Annotated in this window: 15 protein-coding genes; 6 read left to right on the top strand and 9 right to left on the bottom strand. The window is 65.9% G+C overall.

Annotation, left to right across the window (positions count from 1 at the left end; all coding sequences use genetic code 11):
• Nucleotides 1–10: 10 nt before the first annotated feature.
• Nucleotides 11–661 carry a 3-oxoacid CoA-transferase subunit B gene (locus QA649_RS38295; RefSeq protein ID WP_211407130.1) on the top strand — a complete coding sequence of 217 codons (651 nt, stop codon included), beginning with the start codon at nucleotides 11–13 and terminating at the stop codon, nucleotides 659–661.
• Between the two features lie 416 nt (nucleotides 662–1077).
• Here the strand turns inward: QA649_RS38295 and QA649_RS38290 are convergent, their stop codons facing one another.
• The 3 genes from QA649_RS38290 to QA649_RS38280 all read right to left on the bottom strand — a co-directional run bounded on the left by QA649_RS38290 (nucleotide 1078) and on the right by QA649_RS38280 (nucleotide 3542).
• Nucleotides 1078–1953: an SUMF1/EgtB/PvdO family nonheme iron enzyme gene (locus tag QA649_RS38290; RefSeq protein WP_283021675.1), complete on the bottom strand. Its 876-nt coding sequence runs from the start codon at nucleotides 1951–1953 to the stop codon at nucleotides 1078–1080.
• 54 nt (nucleotides 1954–2007) lie between these two features.
• Nucleotides 2008–3102 carry a copper-containing nitrite reductase gene (nirK, locus tag QA649_RS38285; protein WP_283021674.1) on the bottom strand — a complete coding sequence of 365 codons (1095 nt, stop codon included), beginning with the start codon at nucleotides 3100–3102 and terminating at the stop codon, nucleotides 2008–2010.
• Nucleotides 3103–3335: 233 nt separating this feature from the next.
• Nucleotides 3336–3542, bottom strand: coding sequence for a hypothetical protein (locus tag QA649_RS38280; protein WP_283021673.1), 207 nt, complete (start codon nucleotides 3540–3542; stop codon nucleotides 3336–3338).
• A 161-nt stretch (nucleotides 3543–3703) separates the two neighbouring features.
• Between QA649_RS38280 and hemN the strand changes: the two genes are divergently transcribed.
• Entirely contained in the window at nucleotides 3704–5056 is a 1353-nt protein-coding gene (hemN, locus tag QA649_RS38275; protein ID WP_283021672.1) for an oxygen-independent coproporphyrinogen III oxidase, read from the top strand.
• 110 nt (nucleotides 5057–5166) lie between these two features.
• Nucleotides 5167–5364, top strand: coding sequence for a DUF1858 domain-containing protein (locus tag QA649_RS38270; RefSeq protein WP_283021671.1), 198 nt, complete (start codon nucleotides 5167–5169; stop codon nucleotides 5362–5364).
• Between the two features lie 107 nt (nucleotides 5365–5471).
• Here QA649_RS38270 and QA649_RS38265 read toward each other — a convergent pair whose 3' ends face one another.
• A complete protein-coding gene (locus QA649_RS38265) occupies nucleotides 5472–6182 on the bottom strand; it encodes a Crp/Fnr family transcriptional regulator (RefSeq protein WP_283021670.1) in 711 nt (236 codons plus the stop codon).
• Between the two features lie 129 nt (nucleotides 6183–6311).
• Between QA649_RS38265 and QA649_RS38260 the strand changes: the two genes are divergently transcribed.
• Nucleotides 6312–7523, top strand: coding sequence for an NnrS family protein (locus QA649_RS38260; protein WP_283021669.1), 1212 nt, complete (start codon nucleotides 6312–6314; stop codon nucleotides 7521–7523).
• Nucleotides 7524–7525: 2 nt separating this feature from the next.
• Here QA649_RS38260 and QA649_RS38255 read toward each other — a convergent pair whose 3' ends face one another.
• Nucleotides 7526–8563: an AraC family transcriptional regulator gene (locus QA649_RS38255; protein ID WP_283021668.1), complete on the bottom strand. Its 1038-nt coding sequence runs from the start codon at nucleotides 8561–8563 to the stop codon at nucleotides 7526–7528.
• A 200-nt stretch (nucleotides 8564–8763) separates the two neighbouring features.
• On the opposite strand from QA649_RS38255, the gene QA649_RS38250 reads away from it, so the two are divergent.
• Complete coding sequence (locus QA649_RS38250) at nucleotides 8764–9384, top strand: response regulator (RefSeq protein ID WP_283021667.1); 621 nt, start codon at nucleotides 8764–8766, stop codon at nucleotides 9382–9384.
• 170 nt (nucleotides 9385–9554) lie between these two features.
• Nucleotides 9555–11234 carry a mucoidy inhibitor MuiA family protein gene (locus QA649_RS38245; protein WP_283021666.1) on the top strand — a complete coding sequence of 560 codons (1680 nt, stop codon included), beginning with the start codon at nucleotides 9555–9557 and terminating at the stop codon, nucleotides 11232–11234.
• 59 nt (nucleotides 11235–11293) lie between these two features.
• On the opposite strand, the gene QA649_RS38240 is transcribed toward QA649_RS38245, so the two are convergent.
• From QA649_RS38240 to QA649_RS38225, 4 genes are read right to left on the bottom strand one after another with little or no spacing between them, the layout of a single operon-like run.
• Nucleotides 11294–12094: a heme ABC transporter ATP-binding protein gene (locus QA649_RS38240; RefSeq protein WP_283021665.1), complete on the bottom strand. Its 801-nt coding sequence runs from the start codon at nucleotides 12092–12094 to the stop codon at nucleotides 11294–11296.
• Nucleotides 12091–13182, bottom strand: coding sequence for an iron ABC transporter permease (locus tag QA649_RS38235; RefSeq protein WP_283021664.1), 1092 nt, complete (start codon nucleotides 13180–13182; stop codon nucleotides 12091–12093). The genes QA649_RS38240 and QA649_RS38235 overlap by 4 nt, the downstream gene beginning before the upstream one ends.
• Nucleotides 13179–14129, bottom strand: a complete 951-nt coding sequence (locus tag QA649_RS38230; protein WP_283021663.1) for a hemin ABC transporter substrate-binding protein — start codon at nucleotides 14127–14129, stop codon at nucleotides 13179–13181. Before QA649_RS38230 ends, QA649_RS38235 begins: the two co-directional genes overlap by 4 nt.
• A 6-nt stretch (nucleotides 14130–14135) precedes the next feature.
• Nucleotides 14136–14342, bottom strand: a complete 207-nt coding sequence (locus tag QA649_RS38225) for a hemin uptake protein HemP (RefSeq protein ID WP_283026195.1) — start codon at nucleotides 14340–14342, stop codon at nucleotides 14136–14138.
• Nucleotides 14343–14506 lie beyond the last annotated feature (164 nt).

Raw genomic sequence — 14506 nt, 5'->3', positions numbered from 1 at the left:
GAGCTCAACAATGGCCTGGACCCGTGAACAGATGGCTGCGCGCGCCGCGAAGGAATTGCGCGACGGCTACTACGTCAATCTCGGCATCGGCATCCCGACGCTGGTCTCGAACTACATCCCCGACGGCATGGACGTCTCCTTGCAGAGCGAGAACGGCATGCTCGGCATGGGCCCGTTCCCCTATGAAGACGAGGTGGACGCGGACCTGATCAACGCCGGCAAGCAGACCGTGAGCGAGCTGCCCTCGACCTCGTATTTTTCGAGCGCGGATTCCTTCGGCATGATCCGCGGCGGCCACATGGACCTCTCGATCCTCGGCGCCATGCAGGTGGCCCAGAACGGCGACCTCGCCAACTGGATGATCCCCGGCAAGATGGTCAAGGGCATGGGCGGCGCGATGGATCTCGTCGCCGGCGTCAAGCGCGTCGTCGTGGTGATGGAGCATTCGGCCAAGGACGGCCCGAAGCTGCTGAAGCAGTGCAACCTGCCGCTGACCGGCGAGCGCGTGGTCGACATGGTCGTCACCGATCTCGCGGTCTTCACCATTGACAAGCACGGTGACGGCGGCATGGCCCTGATCGAGCTCGCCGACGGCGTCTCGCTCGACGAGGTCAAGTCCAAGACCGAAGCCGAATTCCGCGTCGCGCTGAAGAATACCTGAGAGAGTTGAAAGCAGCTGCCAAATGGCCGGGCTCGCCCGGCCATTTTCGTTTGACCTACGGGTGATCCACGATGAGCGCTCCTAAGAGTCGGTGAGGCAGGAGGTTCTCTCCTCATCCTCGGTGTCGTCCTGGCGAAGGCCAGGACCCATACCGCGAGGTCCATTGTTTCGCGGGCGGTGATCGTCCCGAACGACCAGCCTTCGCCAAACCTTGTTCGGTGGCTATGGGTCCTGGCCTTCGCCAGGACGACGTTAGAGAGGCTTGGCGCGCTGCCTCCACGTCGTCATTGCGAGGAGCTCTTGCGACGAAGCAATCCAGGCTGTTTCCGCGGAGAGATTCTGGATTGCTTCGCTGCGCTCGCAATGACGAAGCATGAGGCGCTGCCGTCGTTTTTCCAATTCAGGTGGCGGCCCCGCTACGACCTCGCCCGCACCTTGCCCCATCGCGCCGACACGTTCGCCATCCACGTCCGCTCCTCCCGCACCAGGCGGAAGCCGAGATTGGCGGGCGGCACGCCTTGAGCGCAGCCGCCGGCGCGGGCGTCGCGGATGAAGTCGGTGACATAGGCGCGGTGCGCGCCTTCGGCGACGCGCACGCCGCAATTCACGGTCGGCCGGCCGGCATGGCCGGCCTCGTCGACGCGCGAGCGCACGAAGCAGGTCGAGGTCCACTCCCAGACATTGCCGGCGAGATCTTCAATGCCGTGCTCGTTCACGCCGAACTTGCCGAACGGATAGGCCGCGGTGTCGAAGGGATCGCGCTCGGACTCGCGCTCATAGCGGCTGATCCAGCGCTTCGAGGGGTTGTCTGCGTCCACCGGCGCACCATCGTCCTTGAATCTGGAGCCCGCCGCAAACGCCCATTCCTCGTCACTGGGCAGGCGGTAGTGCTGGCCGGTCTTGCGTGACAGCCAGCCGGCATAGGCCTCGGCATCGTGCCAGCTCACCTGCACGGCGGGACGATCGATCGCGACCGTCACCCCGCGATCGAGCGCGCGGCAGGCGCCGTCCTGCACGCAAAGCTGATAGTCGAATGAGGAGACCTGGTTGCGCATGATATGCAGCGGCCTCGTGAACCGCATCGCGCGCAGCGGTGCTTCCGCCTGCTGCCCGCCACGCGTGAAATCGCCGGCCTCGCGATAGGAGGCATTGCTAGGCGCGATCCTGACGATCGCGGGCTCCGTCGCCGTGCCGTGGACCGCCATGTCCGAGACCAGGGGTGCCATCGCGATCGGCCCTGCGAGCCCGGCGGCGCAGGCGAGCAGCAGTTTCAGCTTGAATGCGATCAGCATGGTCGTCCCCCGAAAGGAAGAAGGGGCCGGTGATCACCGGCCCCTTTGTCGCGTCTAGTTGGTGGCGGCCGGGATTTCCGCAGGCGCCTTCACCTGCATCATCAGATCGTCGTTCCACTTGCCTTCGACCTTGAAGTGCGCGGTGGCGCCGAGATCGGCGGCTTCGATCAGATTATGCGTGACGTAGGCGTAGATGCCGGGCTGCTGGAATTTGTACAGCGCAGCTCCCGCCGAGCCGCCGCGGATGAACCAGGTCTCGAGCCCGACCTCGGGCGCATTGCCGAACTTGCCGGTCTCCCAGACATAGTCGCCATGACCGCCGATCAAATGCGGACGGCTGTCGCGATTGGCCTGCGAGTGCACGATCAGCACGTTCTCGCCGACATTGGCCGTCAGCGCGTTCTTGCCGGTGAGTGCGCCGACCTTGCCGTTGAACACGACATGGGAGGGCGTCAGCTTCTTCATCACCTCTTCGGTCTCGGTGAAGGCCTCGCCCGGCGACTCATAGGACTTGAAATTGCCCTTCTCGTCGCGCGGCACGTACATGTCCTGCTCGCCGATATAGTAGACCTTGTCGTACTTCAGCGCGTGGCCCTTGCCGTCATTCAGTCCCTCACGCGGCAGCACCATCACGGCACCGTTCATGCCGGAGACGACGTGCCAGGGGATCATCGGGCCGCCCGGCGCGCAGTGATAGACGAACACGCCGGTCTTGGTCGCCTTCCAGCGCAGCACGACCTGCTCGCCGGGATTGATCAGGGTGAGCGCGCCGCCGCCGAGCGCGCCGGTCGCGGAGTGGAAGTCGATGTTGTGCGGCATGGTGTTGGTCGCGGGATTGACCAGCGTCGTCTCGACGTAATCGCCCTCATGCACCACCATCAGCGGGCCCGGCATCGAGCCGTTGAAGGTCATGGCCTGGAAGGTCGTGCCCTTCTCGTCGATGACGACCTTCTTCTCCTCGATCGTCAGCTTGAACTCGATGATCTTGGGAGCCTGCTTGGTCGCTTGCTCGTGCGCATGCACGAACGGCGGAGCGACCAGCTCGACCTTCTGACGCGGCAGTTTGAGATCATCGGCGGCCAGGGTGGGTGTCGCCAGCATCAGGGCGGTCGCGGCGGCGCTGATCAATGCGGCTCTGCGGGTGAACATCGGAAGCATCCTTCATCTGAAATGGTCTTGATGACGGATGCAGTGTGCGCCTGTTGCGGCAAGAGTGTTTGCGCTGCGACAAGCTTCTGCCGGATTGGCCTCCGGTAAATTCCTTAAGAGGTGCACCGAAGCCGCATCGACGATGGCTAACGATCTCGCTGCGTCAGCGGCGCAAGCGGCAAGTCGTTCGCATGTTCAGTTGCATTCGGTCGTGAACGTATGGATGTGCTCGATCAGAGCAGGCGTATCGCCATCCAGACCGTGCCCCAGACCGCGAGCGACAACGCGGCAAAGACGGTGGCCATGATTGCCAGAACGCGCGCGAGATGATTTGCGCCGGTTGCGGGCGCAACAGGGACGGGACGGAAATCGTCGAAGCGCGGGATATGGCCGCGAATGCCGGCGAGCCAAAGAACGAGATCGAGCGCGAACGACGCCATGGCCTGTCTCCCAAGGGGGCGATGATTGAACGTCATCATCGACCAAATCAGGCGCCGGAACTTTGAGCGAGCGCAAGGTCGCTTGCCCGAAAACGGGTAATCCAATGCCATCCGGGATTTGCCGCGCCACGCTGCGGCATCGATTTACGAATGGGTAAGACATGAGATTAGATCTCGCAGCGAGCTACGGCGAAGAGAGATTGCCGCGCTATACGAGCTATCCGACCGCGCCGCACTTCTCGCCTGCGATCGGCGCCGATGCCTACGCCCGATGGCTGTCCGAGCTCCCTGCCGGTGCCAGCGCGTCGCTCTATCTGCACGTGCCGTTCTGCCGCGAGATGTGCTGGTATTGCGGTTGCCATACCCAGATCGTGCGGCGTGACGACTTGATTGCGGCCTATCAGCGGACGTTGCACAGCGAGATCTCCCAGGTCGCCGAAACCATCGGCCGCCGCATCAAGGTCGAGCACATCCATTTCGGCGGCGGCACGCCGACGATCATGGCGCCGGAGGCCTTTGCCGAGTTGATGGCGACCATGCGCCAGGCGTTCTTCGTGCTGCCGTCGGCGGAGATCGCGGTCGAGATCGACCCCAGGACCCTGACCGCCGACATGGTCGAGGCCATGCGGCTCTCCGGCGTCAACCGCGCCAGCCTGGGGGTGCAGAGTTTCGACCCCGTCGTGCAGCGCGCGATCAACCGCGTGCAGAGCTTTGAGCAGACGGCGTCTGTCGTCGACATGCTCCGGCGTGCGGGCATCGCAGGGATCAATTTCGACCTGATCTACGGGCTGCCGCATCAGACCGTCGCCTCCTGCCTCGAAACCGTGCGGCGTGCGCTCGAGCTCGCACCCGACCGCTTCTCGGTGTTCGGCTATGCGCACGTGCCGGCGTTCAAGAAGCACCAGCGCATGATCAACGAGGCGGTGCTGCCCGACGGCCTGGCGCGTCACGACCAGGCCTGCGCGATCGCCAATGCGCTGAAGGAGGCCGGCTATGTGCAGATCGGGCTCGATCATTTCGCCCGACCCGACGATGCCATGGCCGTGGCTTTCGAGGACCGGACCCTGCGGCGCAATTTCCAGGGCTATACCACCGACAAGGGCGAAGTCCTGCTCGGCTTCGGCGCCAGCGCGATCGGGCACTTGCCGCAAGGCTATGTCCAGAACGAGGTGCAGATCGGCGCCTATGCGCAAAACATCACCAGCGGCCGTCTCGCCACCGCCAAGGGCTACGGGCTCACCGACGACGACCGGCTGCGTGCCGACATCATCGAGCGCATCATGTGTGAGTTCAGCGCCGATCTCGGCGACATCTGCGCGCGCCATGGTGTCGAGGCCGGCCCGATGCTCAAATCGGCGTCGCGTCTGAAGCCGCTGATCTCGGACGGCGTCGTGAGGCTGGACGGCGACCGGCTCGCAGTCGCAAGCGACTCGCGCTTCCTGGTCCGCAGCGTCGCCGCCGCGTTCGACGCGCATCTGGATCCGGGAAAGCAGCTGCACAGCAGGGCGGTGTAGTTCGCCTCTGCCCGTAAGAACGGGGAGAGGGAGAAGCAGCAACCCAGCTTGCGCTCCAACAAAGAAACCGCCACCCGCTCCGCTATCGTCGCATCGGAACGGAGTTGTCCATGCCTTTTGGATCCGACGACCTGGTCGATGACATCATGCGCACGGCGCCGCACACTATCCGCGTGTTTCTTGCTTTCCGGCTGGCCTGCGTCGGCTGCCCGATCGCAACCTTCCACACGGTGGAAGACGCCTGCCGCGAGCACGGTGTCGACCGCGACAAATTCCTCGCTGCGCTCTGCGACTGCGTGCCGGCGTGAGAGATCCGGAGTTCGCGCGGGCGCGTGCGGATTCCCGGGTGAGGGTCAAGCTTCTGCCGCGAGCGGAAGCGCCCTCACCCCTATGCTCAGCGACAGCGGTGCGGCGCTCACGCCCCGCCGCTGTCGGGAGTCCGCTCCGCCAGCACGACGATCTTGTGCGGCTCGCGCAGGATGATGCGCTGACGGCCGCTCTCGACGAGACCCTGGCTCTCCCAGCCGCTCAGGATGCGGCTCACGGTGTGCAGGGTGGTGCCGGTCATCTGCGCGATGTCCTGGCGGCTGATCGGGAAGTCGATCTCGATGCCCTGGTCGAGCTTCTTGCCGGACTGCTTGGCGAGGCGCAGCAGGGCATGGGCGATGCGCTGCTCGACCTGCTGGGTCGACATTTCCAGGATGCGGGTATGGCTCTCCTGCAACCGCGCCCCGACGGTCTGGAGCGTATTGGCGGCGAGCGAGGGAAACCGCTCGATCAGCCGTGGCCAGGCCGAGGTCGGCCAGATCAGCACCACGCTGTCGTCGACAGCCATCGCGGTTGCCGGATAGCGCGTGGCTCCGATCGCCATCGCGAGCCCGAAGGTCTCGCCGGGTGCCACATAGCGCACCACGATCTGCTCGCCGGTCGGTGTGGTCTTGGCCGCGCGGACATGGCCGTGCAGCAGCAGGAAGAACGACTGCGCGTCTGCGCCCTGCTCGAAGATGGCGGTGTTCTTCGGGTAGCGCGCCGAACGGGCCTCGCGCAGGATCTCGTCCAGGGCGTCCGGCGCGACCCCGGCAAACAGCGGCAAATGCGCAACCAGCGATGTGTCGACCTTGGCCATTCTGCCTCCTTGGCGCTCCGAAGTGTGATGGCACCTGCAATCGTCCTGCAATTTGCGATAGCGCAAAACCGGCCGCCCGGGACGGCAGTATTTTTCCAAACGACGATCTGAATTGACAGGAGTTGCCCCATGGCTGGCGCCCGATCCCGCAATTTTGCGGGCTGGCCGCTGTTTGCGAACAGTTTTCGGCCTTTTTTCCTGCTCGCTGCCATCCAGGCCGGGCTGTCGATTCTGGCCTGGCTGCCGATGTTCTACGGTGAATTGTCGGTGACCTCGGCCTTCGCGCCGCGCGACTGGCACGTCCACGAGATGCTCTATGGCTTCCTGCCGGCTGTCATCACCGGGTTCCTGTTCACGGCGATCCCGAACTGGACCGGGCGGCTGCCGATCCAGGGGACCTCGCTCGGCGCGCTGCTGGTGGTCTGGCTGGCCGGACGCCTTGCCGTGACCTTGTCGGCCGATATCGGATGGGCCTTTGCGCTTGTCGTCGATGCCGCTTTCCTGGCGCTGGTCGTTGCGGCGGCGACGCGCGAGATCATCGCGGGCGGGAACTGGCGCAATCTGCCGGTGGTGGTGCTCGTGCTCATGCTGCTGGCCGGCAATGTCGGCTTTCATCTCGAAGCGCATTTCGAAGGCGCGGCCGATCTCAGCATCCGCGTCGGTGTCGGCGTGGTGATGCTGCTGATCGCGCTGATCGGCGGCCGCATCATTCCGAGCTTCACCCGCAACTGGCTGGTCAAGTTCAATCCTGGACGCCTGCCGGTGCCGTTCGGACGTTTTGACGGTGCGGTGATCGGAGCGAGCGCGCTGGCGCTGATCGCGTGGATCGCGGCGCCGCTGAACACGGTCACCGGTGTCGTGATGGCGGTGGTCGGCGTGCTGCATCTGGTTCGGCTTGCACGCTGGGCCGGCGACCGCACCACGCGCGAGCGGCTGCTGCTGATCCTCCATGTCGGTTACGTCTTCGTGCCGCTCGGCTTCATCCTGAATGCCCTGGCCGCCTTCGGCGAACTGCCGCCGAGCGCGGGCATTCATGCCTGGATGGCGGGCGCGGCCGGAACCATGACGCTGGCGGTGATGACGCGTGCGAGCCTCGGTCACACCGGGCAGGCGCTGACGGCTTCACCGGCTACGCAAGCCATCTATGTCGCGATCGTCGTCGCGGCGCTGGCGCGGGTCTGCGCAGTGGTCGTGCCTGCGCATGGTGATGTGCTGCTGCATGTCGCAGCCTTCGGCTGGGTCGCGGCATTCCTCGGCTTTGCGATCGCGTTCGGCCCACTGCTCGCCGGCAGCCGGTGGCGTGCCCTTGCCATCATGGGCGTGCCAGCTCCGGCACGCTGAACCTAAGCCGCGCTCGCCGAGGGGATATCCGCTGGCTCGGCCAGCGGCCGCACGCCCTTGCGCCATGCGGTGATGGTGCAGCCGAAGCGGCCGCGGAACCAGCGGGCCATCGCGCTTTGCGCGGAGAAGCCGAGCTGCGCGGCGATATCGGCCAGCGGCCGGTCGGGATCGTCGATCAGCTGGATCACGAGATCGGCGCGCTGCGCGTCGAGGATGGCCGAGAAGCTGGTGCCTGACGCGGCGAGGTGGCGGTGGATGGTGCGGCGGGTGCAGGCCAGATGCTCGGCCACGCGCTCGACGGTGCAGTCGCCACTGGCGAGCAGGGTCCGCACCACCTCGTCGACCTTTCCCTCCCAGCTTGCCGGCCGGGTCTCGATCGCCTCGATCCGCTTGCGCAGGTAATTCGCGATGAGGGGATGCGCGCTCGGGATGCGGCGCTCCATGTCGTGCGCCGACAGCAGGATCGCATTGTCATCGGCATTGAAGGTCACGCGGCAGCCGAAGAAGTCGCGGTAGCGCTTGCGGTCGTGCGGCGGCGGATAGTGCAGGTGCACTTCCTGCGGCCGCCAATCGCTGCCGAACAGCGACTGGATGATGCGGTGGACGCTGCCGAGCGCCATGTCGATCGATTGCCGCGGCGCGGTCGGCTGCCGGCCGCGCAAATGCAGCGTGACTTTCACCGTCTGCTTGTCGCTGGTGACGTCGAGCTTCATGCCGTCGTGATGGACATGGATGAAGCGCGAGAACGCCTTGATGGCTTCACCGACAGTCGCTTGTTCGCGCACGATCAGGCCGACCGCTCCGAAATTGGTGAGCCCGCCGCGCTCGGCGAGCCGCAAGCCGAAATCTTCAGCACCCGAGGCCTCTGCCGACAATTCGAGCAGACGGCGCAGGCTGGTCACGGCAATCGGCGTATCGGGCTTGTCCAGCACGGCCAGCGGCAGCCGCACCTTGCGCATCGTCTGCTTGGGGTCGAGCCCGACCGACCGGGCGACCTCCGCGTAATAACTCAAGCTTGCGCTGCGAATGAGGTCGGTCATGCGAACCGTTCCTGCCAGCCATTCCCGCAGATGTCCCCAAATGTAAAGTTTCTGTCCCCATCCGTCAAATCCCGGAACAGGACGGAACATACATAAGAGAAACCGAAGCACGGGCGTGAATGCCGTGCGTATGACGGCGGGCGCGACGGGGCCCCCGGCCGTCTCGGACCATTTGACCAAGACATTGCTGGATCGGGACTATGCCGGGGAACATGCTTTCCAAGGGTGAGGTATTCGTCATTGAAACTGACGCCGCCTCCCGCGAACAACTTTCCATCGCGCTCCAACAGAGCGCCTATGACGTGATCTGCTTCGCCGACGGGGCGTCCCTGCTCTCGGAAGCCAAGGCGCGGATGCCGGCCTGCGTGCTGCTGGAGATGCCGCCGGATCGCTCCGCCCTCGATGTGCTCAAGCGGCTGCGCGAGGAGAATTGCATGGCGCCGGTGCTGGTGACGTCTGCAAACGGCAGCATCGCCATGGCCGTCGATGCAATCAAGAGCGGCGCGACCGACTTCATCGAGAAGCCGTTCCGCACCCACGATATCGTTGACCGGATCGATGCCGCCATCGACGAGGTCGCGCAGCCCGGCGCGAGCCGGCAACGCTGGTTGCCTGGCTGCGAGCCCCTGACCGGGCGCGAAGGCGACGTGCTCGAGCATCTTGCCGCCGGTCTCACCAACAAGGAGATCGCCCGGCGCATGCACTTGAGCGCCCGGACGGTCGAAGGCTATCGCGCCAGCATCCTGAAGAAGGCCGGCGCCAAGAACGTGACCGATCTGCTTCGCCGAATCTTCGGCCAGGGCTCGCCCGCTCAGGTCTGACGGCCTCCGCCGCGGGGCGATGATACGTTCCGCGGCCATGGTGCCGCCGCAGCGGCGCCCCACGGAAACCCCAATCGAACCGGTTCCTTCGCTGCCGCGTCCAACCATGTTGGCGAGGCATTTGATCGCGCGTCCGGCTGGCGGCGCGGCGATATGGCAGGAGGGACTTTATGCGCATCACCGCAAGATGTTTGGCAACGACGAGCCTGGTTCTGGTGACCATGGCGGCGTCGTCGCCGTCATGGGCCGCCGATCTCGACGCCAATTCGGCGATCGACACGGTCACCGTCTATCCCGATGGCGCCACCGTCACCCGCGTCATCACGGTCGATTTGCCGTCCGGTGACTCGACGCTGGTGGCCAAGGACTTCCCGCTCGGTCTCGATGCCTCCTCCATCCGCGTCGAGGGGGAGGGGGGCGCAAAGCTCACCATCGGCACCATCGACGCGCGCCCGCCGCGCGCGGCGCCGGTCAATCTGCCCGAACTGGAAAAGCGCATCGAGGCCCTGAACGACCAGCGCGCCGATCTGCAGGGCGCAATCGACTCGGCCAACGCACGGCGCAAGTTTGCGGAGCATTTTGCGGAAGCCGCCCCCGTCGGCATCGGCGAGAAGGGCGAGGCGCGGCCGATCGCTGAATGGCGTACGGCCTTTACCGCAGTCGGCGACGAAATTGCGAGCGCCGATACCACAATCCGTGACGCCACGCGCAAGATGCGCGAGATCGACCGGCAGATCGCCCAGCTCGACGTCGAACGCAAGGCCAAGCCGCCGAGCAAGCTCGAGGTTCGCATGGACGTTGCCGCTACAGCCGCGACCAAGGCGACGTTGCGGGTGACTTACAATGTGCGCAATGCGCGCTGGCTGCCGCTCTACGACGCGCGGCTCGATACCGGCGCCAAGGACCGCAAGCCGCAGCTGGAGCTGGTCCGCCGCGCCGAGATCACGCAATCGACCGGCGAGGACTGGTCGAACGTGACGCTCGGCGTCTCCACGGTCCGCATCAGCCGCGGCGGCAGCGCGCCGGAGCTGAACTCGCTGGTCGCGCAATATCCGCAACCGCCGAGGCCGACGGCGCTCGGCACGGCATCGGACCTGGCGCGGCCCGCTCCGGTACAGCGTCAGATGCAGATTCCATCCTTCGCGGCCAAGGTCGCGGAGTCACCTGAGCCGCGCGAGCGTGCCGACGAACAGCAGGCTGTCGCCGAGATCGGCGACTTCCAGGCCACCTTCAAGATTCCCGGCCGCGTCAGCCTCGGCGCCGCCGAAGGGGCCAAGAGCCTGCGCATCGCTACGATGACCGTGCCCGCCGATCTCGCGGTGCGGGCGGCACCGGTGATGGATCCGACCGCCTTCCTCGAAGCCAGCTTCAAGCAGACTGACGACACCACGCTGCTGCCGGGCAAGGTCGCGATCTATCGCGACGGCGTCTTCGTCGGCCGCGGCAAGATCTCGGCGTCGGCCAAGGACGACATCGTGCGGCTCGGCTTCGGCGCCGACGACAAGGTCAGAATCGAACGCGCCGTGCTCAAGCGCAACGAAGGCTCGGCCGGTCTCTTGGTCACGACGTCGAAGACCGACGAACGTTCGTTCAAGACCACGATCCGCAACGGCCACGACTTCCCGATCAAGGTCGCGATCGAGGATCAGCTGCCGGTCAGCGAGAACGAGGACATCGTCGTCGAGATGTTGCCCTCGACCACGGCGCCGACCGCGAACAACATCCGCGACAAGCGCGGCGTGCTGGAGTGGTCGTTCGACGCCAAGCCCGGCGAGGCCCGCGACATCAACTTCGCCTGGCGCATCCGCTGGCCGAAGGACAAGGGCATGGTGATCGTGCCGGCGGGGTAGGGCGCTAGCCGCGAAGGAAGTGCGCTCCCTCTCCCGCTTGCGGGAGAGGGAGCGCACCTTCACCGGGGTGGCGCCGCCGCGCGCATCGACTGCGGCAGCACATAAGGCACGCCGTCGGCCTGATGGACGACGGCGTCGATCTCGAAAATATCGCGGATGATCTCGCGCGTGACGACCTCGGTGCGCGGGCCGTCGGCTGCGAGCCTGCCGCCGTTCAGCACGACCAGCCGGTCGGCGAAGCGGATCGCGAGATTGAGGTCGTGCAGGATCGCGATCACGGCGGTGCCGCTGCCGGCGCGGCGGCGCGAGGCTTCGACGAGGTCGATCTGGTGGCGCAGGTCGAGGCTCGAGGTCGGCTCGTCCAGCAGCAGAAGTCCCGGTCCATGCTTGGCCTCGCCGCAGGCAAGCTGCACCAGCACGCGCGCGAAATGGGCGCGCTGTTGCTCGCCGCCCGACAGCGTCGGCAATTGCCGCTCGCGGAAATGCGCCAGGCCCACCTCGTCCAGCGCGGCCTCGACGAGCCGGCCTGCCTCGCGCGGGCTGCGCTCGCCGGCGCCCATCAGCACGATTTCCTCGACTGTGAATGGGAAAGTGACGTTGATGTGCTGGGACAGCATGGCGCGGCGCGCGGCGAGCTCGCGCGGCGTGTAGCTGCCGATGTCGTGCTGCTTCAGCCGCACCTCGCCCGCGCTCGGACGGAGGTCGCCGGAGAGCAGCCGCAGCAGCGTCGACTTGCCGGCGCCGTTCGGGCCGACGATGGCGACCATCTCGCCGGCTTCAACCGTCAGGCCGACACCATCGAGCAATGTCGCGCGGCCGGCGCGCTTGCTTAAGGAGCGCGCCTCGATCACGGTGCTCATAGCGCGGCGAGCCTGCGCTGCCGCAGCAGGATGCCCAGGAAGACCGGTGCGCCGACGGCGGCGGTCAAAATGCCGATCGGCATCTCCGCCGGTGCCACGATGGTGCGCGCCAGCGTGTCGGCGCCGACCATCAGGATCGCGCCGAGCAGCACCGAGGCCGGCAGCAGTAGCCGATGCGCAGGACCAATGACGAGGCGCAGCAGATGCGGCACCACGATGCCGACGAAGCCGATCACGCCGCTGATCGACACGGCAACGCCGGTCATGGCGGAGACCATGACGATCGAGATCTTCTTGAGGCGCTCGACATCGACGCCGCCGTGAAAGGCGTCGGCTTCGCCAAGCACCAGCAGATCGAGACCGCGCGCGATGAAGGCGAAGGCTCCGAGCCCGATGACGAGAACCGGCGCGAGCACGGCGGCCTTGGTCCAGGTCGCGCCGCTCATGGAGCCCAGCATCCAGAACGTGATGTCACGCAGCTGGCGGTCGTCGGCGATGAACACGAGAAGCCCGATGCCTGCGTTGCCGATCGCGGTGATGGCGACACCCGCAAGCAGGAAGATCGCGATCGAGGTCCGCCCCGAGCGGCTGGAGATGCCGTAGAGAATGGCGGTGGTCGCCAGCGAGCCCGCGAAGGCGGCGAGCGGCAGCAGCTCGGTCTGCAGGAAGCGCAACGCCTCACCGAAGCGTGAATCCGTGAACACGATCGCGCTCGCGGCGGCGAGCGCGCCGCCGCTGGAGACGCCGACCAGGGCGGGATCGGCCAGCGGATTACGAAACAGTCCTTGCATGATCGCGCCGGCCGCTGCGAGCAAGCCGCCGACCATCGCGGTCGCGGCGATGCGGGGGATGCGGATCGACCACAGCACGAGCTGGTCGCGCGCGGTCATGGCATCGGCGGTCGTGTTGCTGGTGAAGCCCAGCGCGGCAGGCAGCCTGGAGAGCGGAATGCCGGCTGCGCCGACCGTCAGGGCGACGATGGCGGTGGCGAACAGCACCGCAAGCAGAAGAGGGATCGCGAACGATGCGGACCGACGTCCTGCATGTCGTCGCAGGCTCCGTGCCTCGGTCCCGACCGCCACGCTCATTGCCGGCAGTTCGCCGCCGACAGAGCCGACGTGAATGCGCCGCCCTCGGCCAGGGCCGGATAGAGCTTGACCGAGAGATCGCGCGCCGCCGCCGCCGTCCGCGGCCCGAAGCCGAGCAGATAGAGCCCGTCCATCGTGATGAAGCTCTTGTTGGCCGCGACCGGCGTCAACGCGAAGCCAGGATGCGTGTAGACCGCATCGGCCTGCAGCGAATCCTTGCCGCGCTCGATCGACAGCACGAATTCAGGCTTTGCGGCCACGATCGCCTCGTCGCCGATCACCTTGTAGCCGTCGTAATCATCGACCGCGTTGGCGGCGCCCGCGAGCTGGATGATCTCATCGGCCGCGGTCTTGTGGCCGGCGACCATCGCCCGCCCGTTCTGGAGCGACATCACGAACATCACGCGCACCGGCTTTTTCACCTTGGCGCGCAACGCGCGGAGCTGAGCGAGATCGGCACCGACCGCGGCGCTGAGGCACTCGGCGCGCGCATCGACGCCCATGGCGTGGCCGACCAGCTTGATCTTCTCGATCAATCCTTCCTCGGAGAAGGTCTCGGGCACCAGCACCAGCGGCACCTTCGCCGTCTCCAGAATGTCCATGGTCTCGCGCGGGCCCGATCCCTGGATCGCGAGGATCAGCGTCGGGTTGAGGCCGAGCACGCCCTCGGCCGAGATCTGGCGCATGTAGCCGACGTTGGGTTTGTCGTGCAGCGCGGCCGCCGGATAAAGGCTCGTGGTGTCGACGCCGACCAGCCGGTTTTCCAGTCCAAGCGCATAGAGGATTTCGGTGATGGCGCCGCCGATCGAGACCGTGCGCGCGAAGTCGGCGACAGTGACGTCGCGGTTGCGCGCGTCATGCACCGTGATGCCTGCGGCGTGCGCGCTGGACGCAAGCGCGAGGGTGCCAGTGAGCACGAGGTTTGCAAGGGTGCGACAAAATGTCATTGCAGGTTACTTCGTCAGGATCAGCTTGTTCTGCGAGGTCAGGCGAAGCCGATAGTTGTCCTCGCCATGTGCGATGATGATCTCGCGCTCATGCGCAAACAGCTCGCGGCTGTCGATCCGGCTTCCGCGCATGGTGAGAGTTCTCGTTGTTGCAGAAGGGCTTTGCGTCGGCCCTGCCGCATCGCCGCCATCGTCTCCTGATGTTGCCGACATATTGGGTGTGATGCGCTTTCGTAAATTCAGATGCTGCCTGCTTGTATAGGCGGCATCAGGCGCATTCCAACGGCGGCAATTTACAATTGATATAAACTGCAACCCGGCGTCATTGACCGTCAGAGTGTTGCCACGTAACCAAATATGGCAGCGGACGGCTTGTC

The organism is Bradyrhizobium sp. CB1717 (assembly GCF_029714325.1).
In the GTDB taxonomy this organism is placed as follows: Bacteria; Pseudomonadota; Alphaproteobacteria; order Rhizobiales; family Xanthobacteraceae; genus Bradyrhizobium.
The sequence above is the reverse complement of the archived record's forward strand: the minus strand, read 5'-3'. Positions and strand labels throughout refer to the sequence as shown.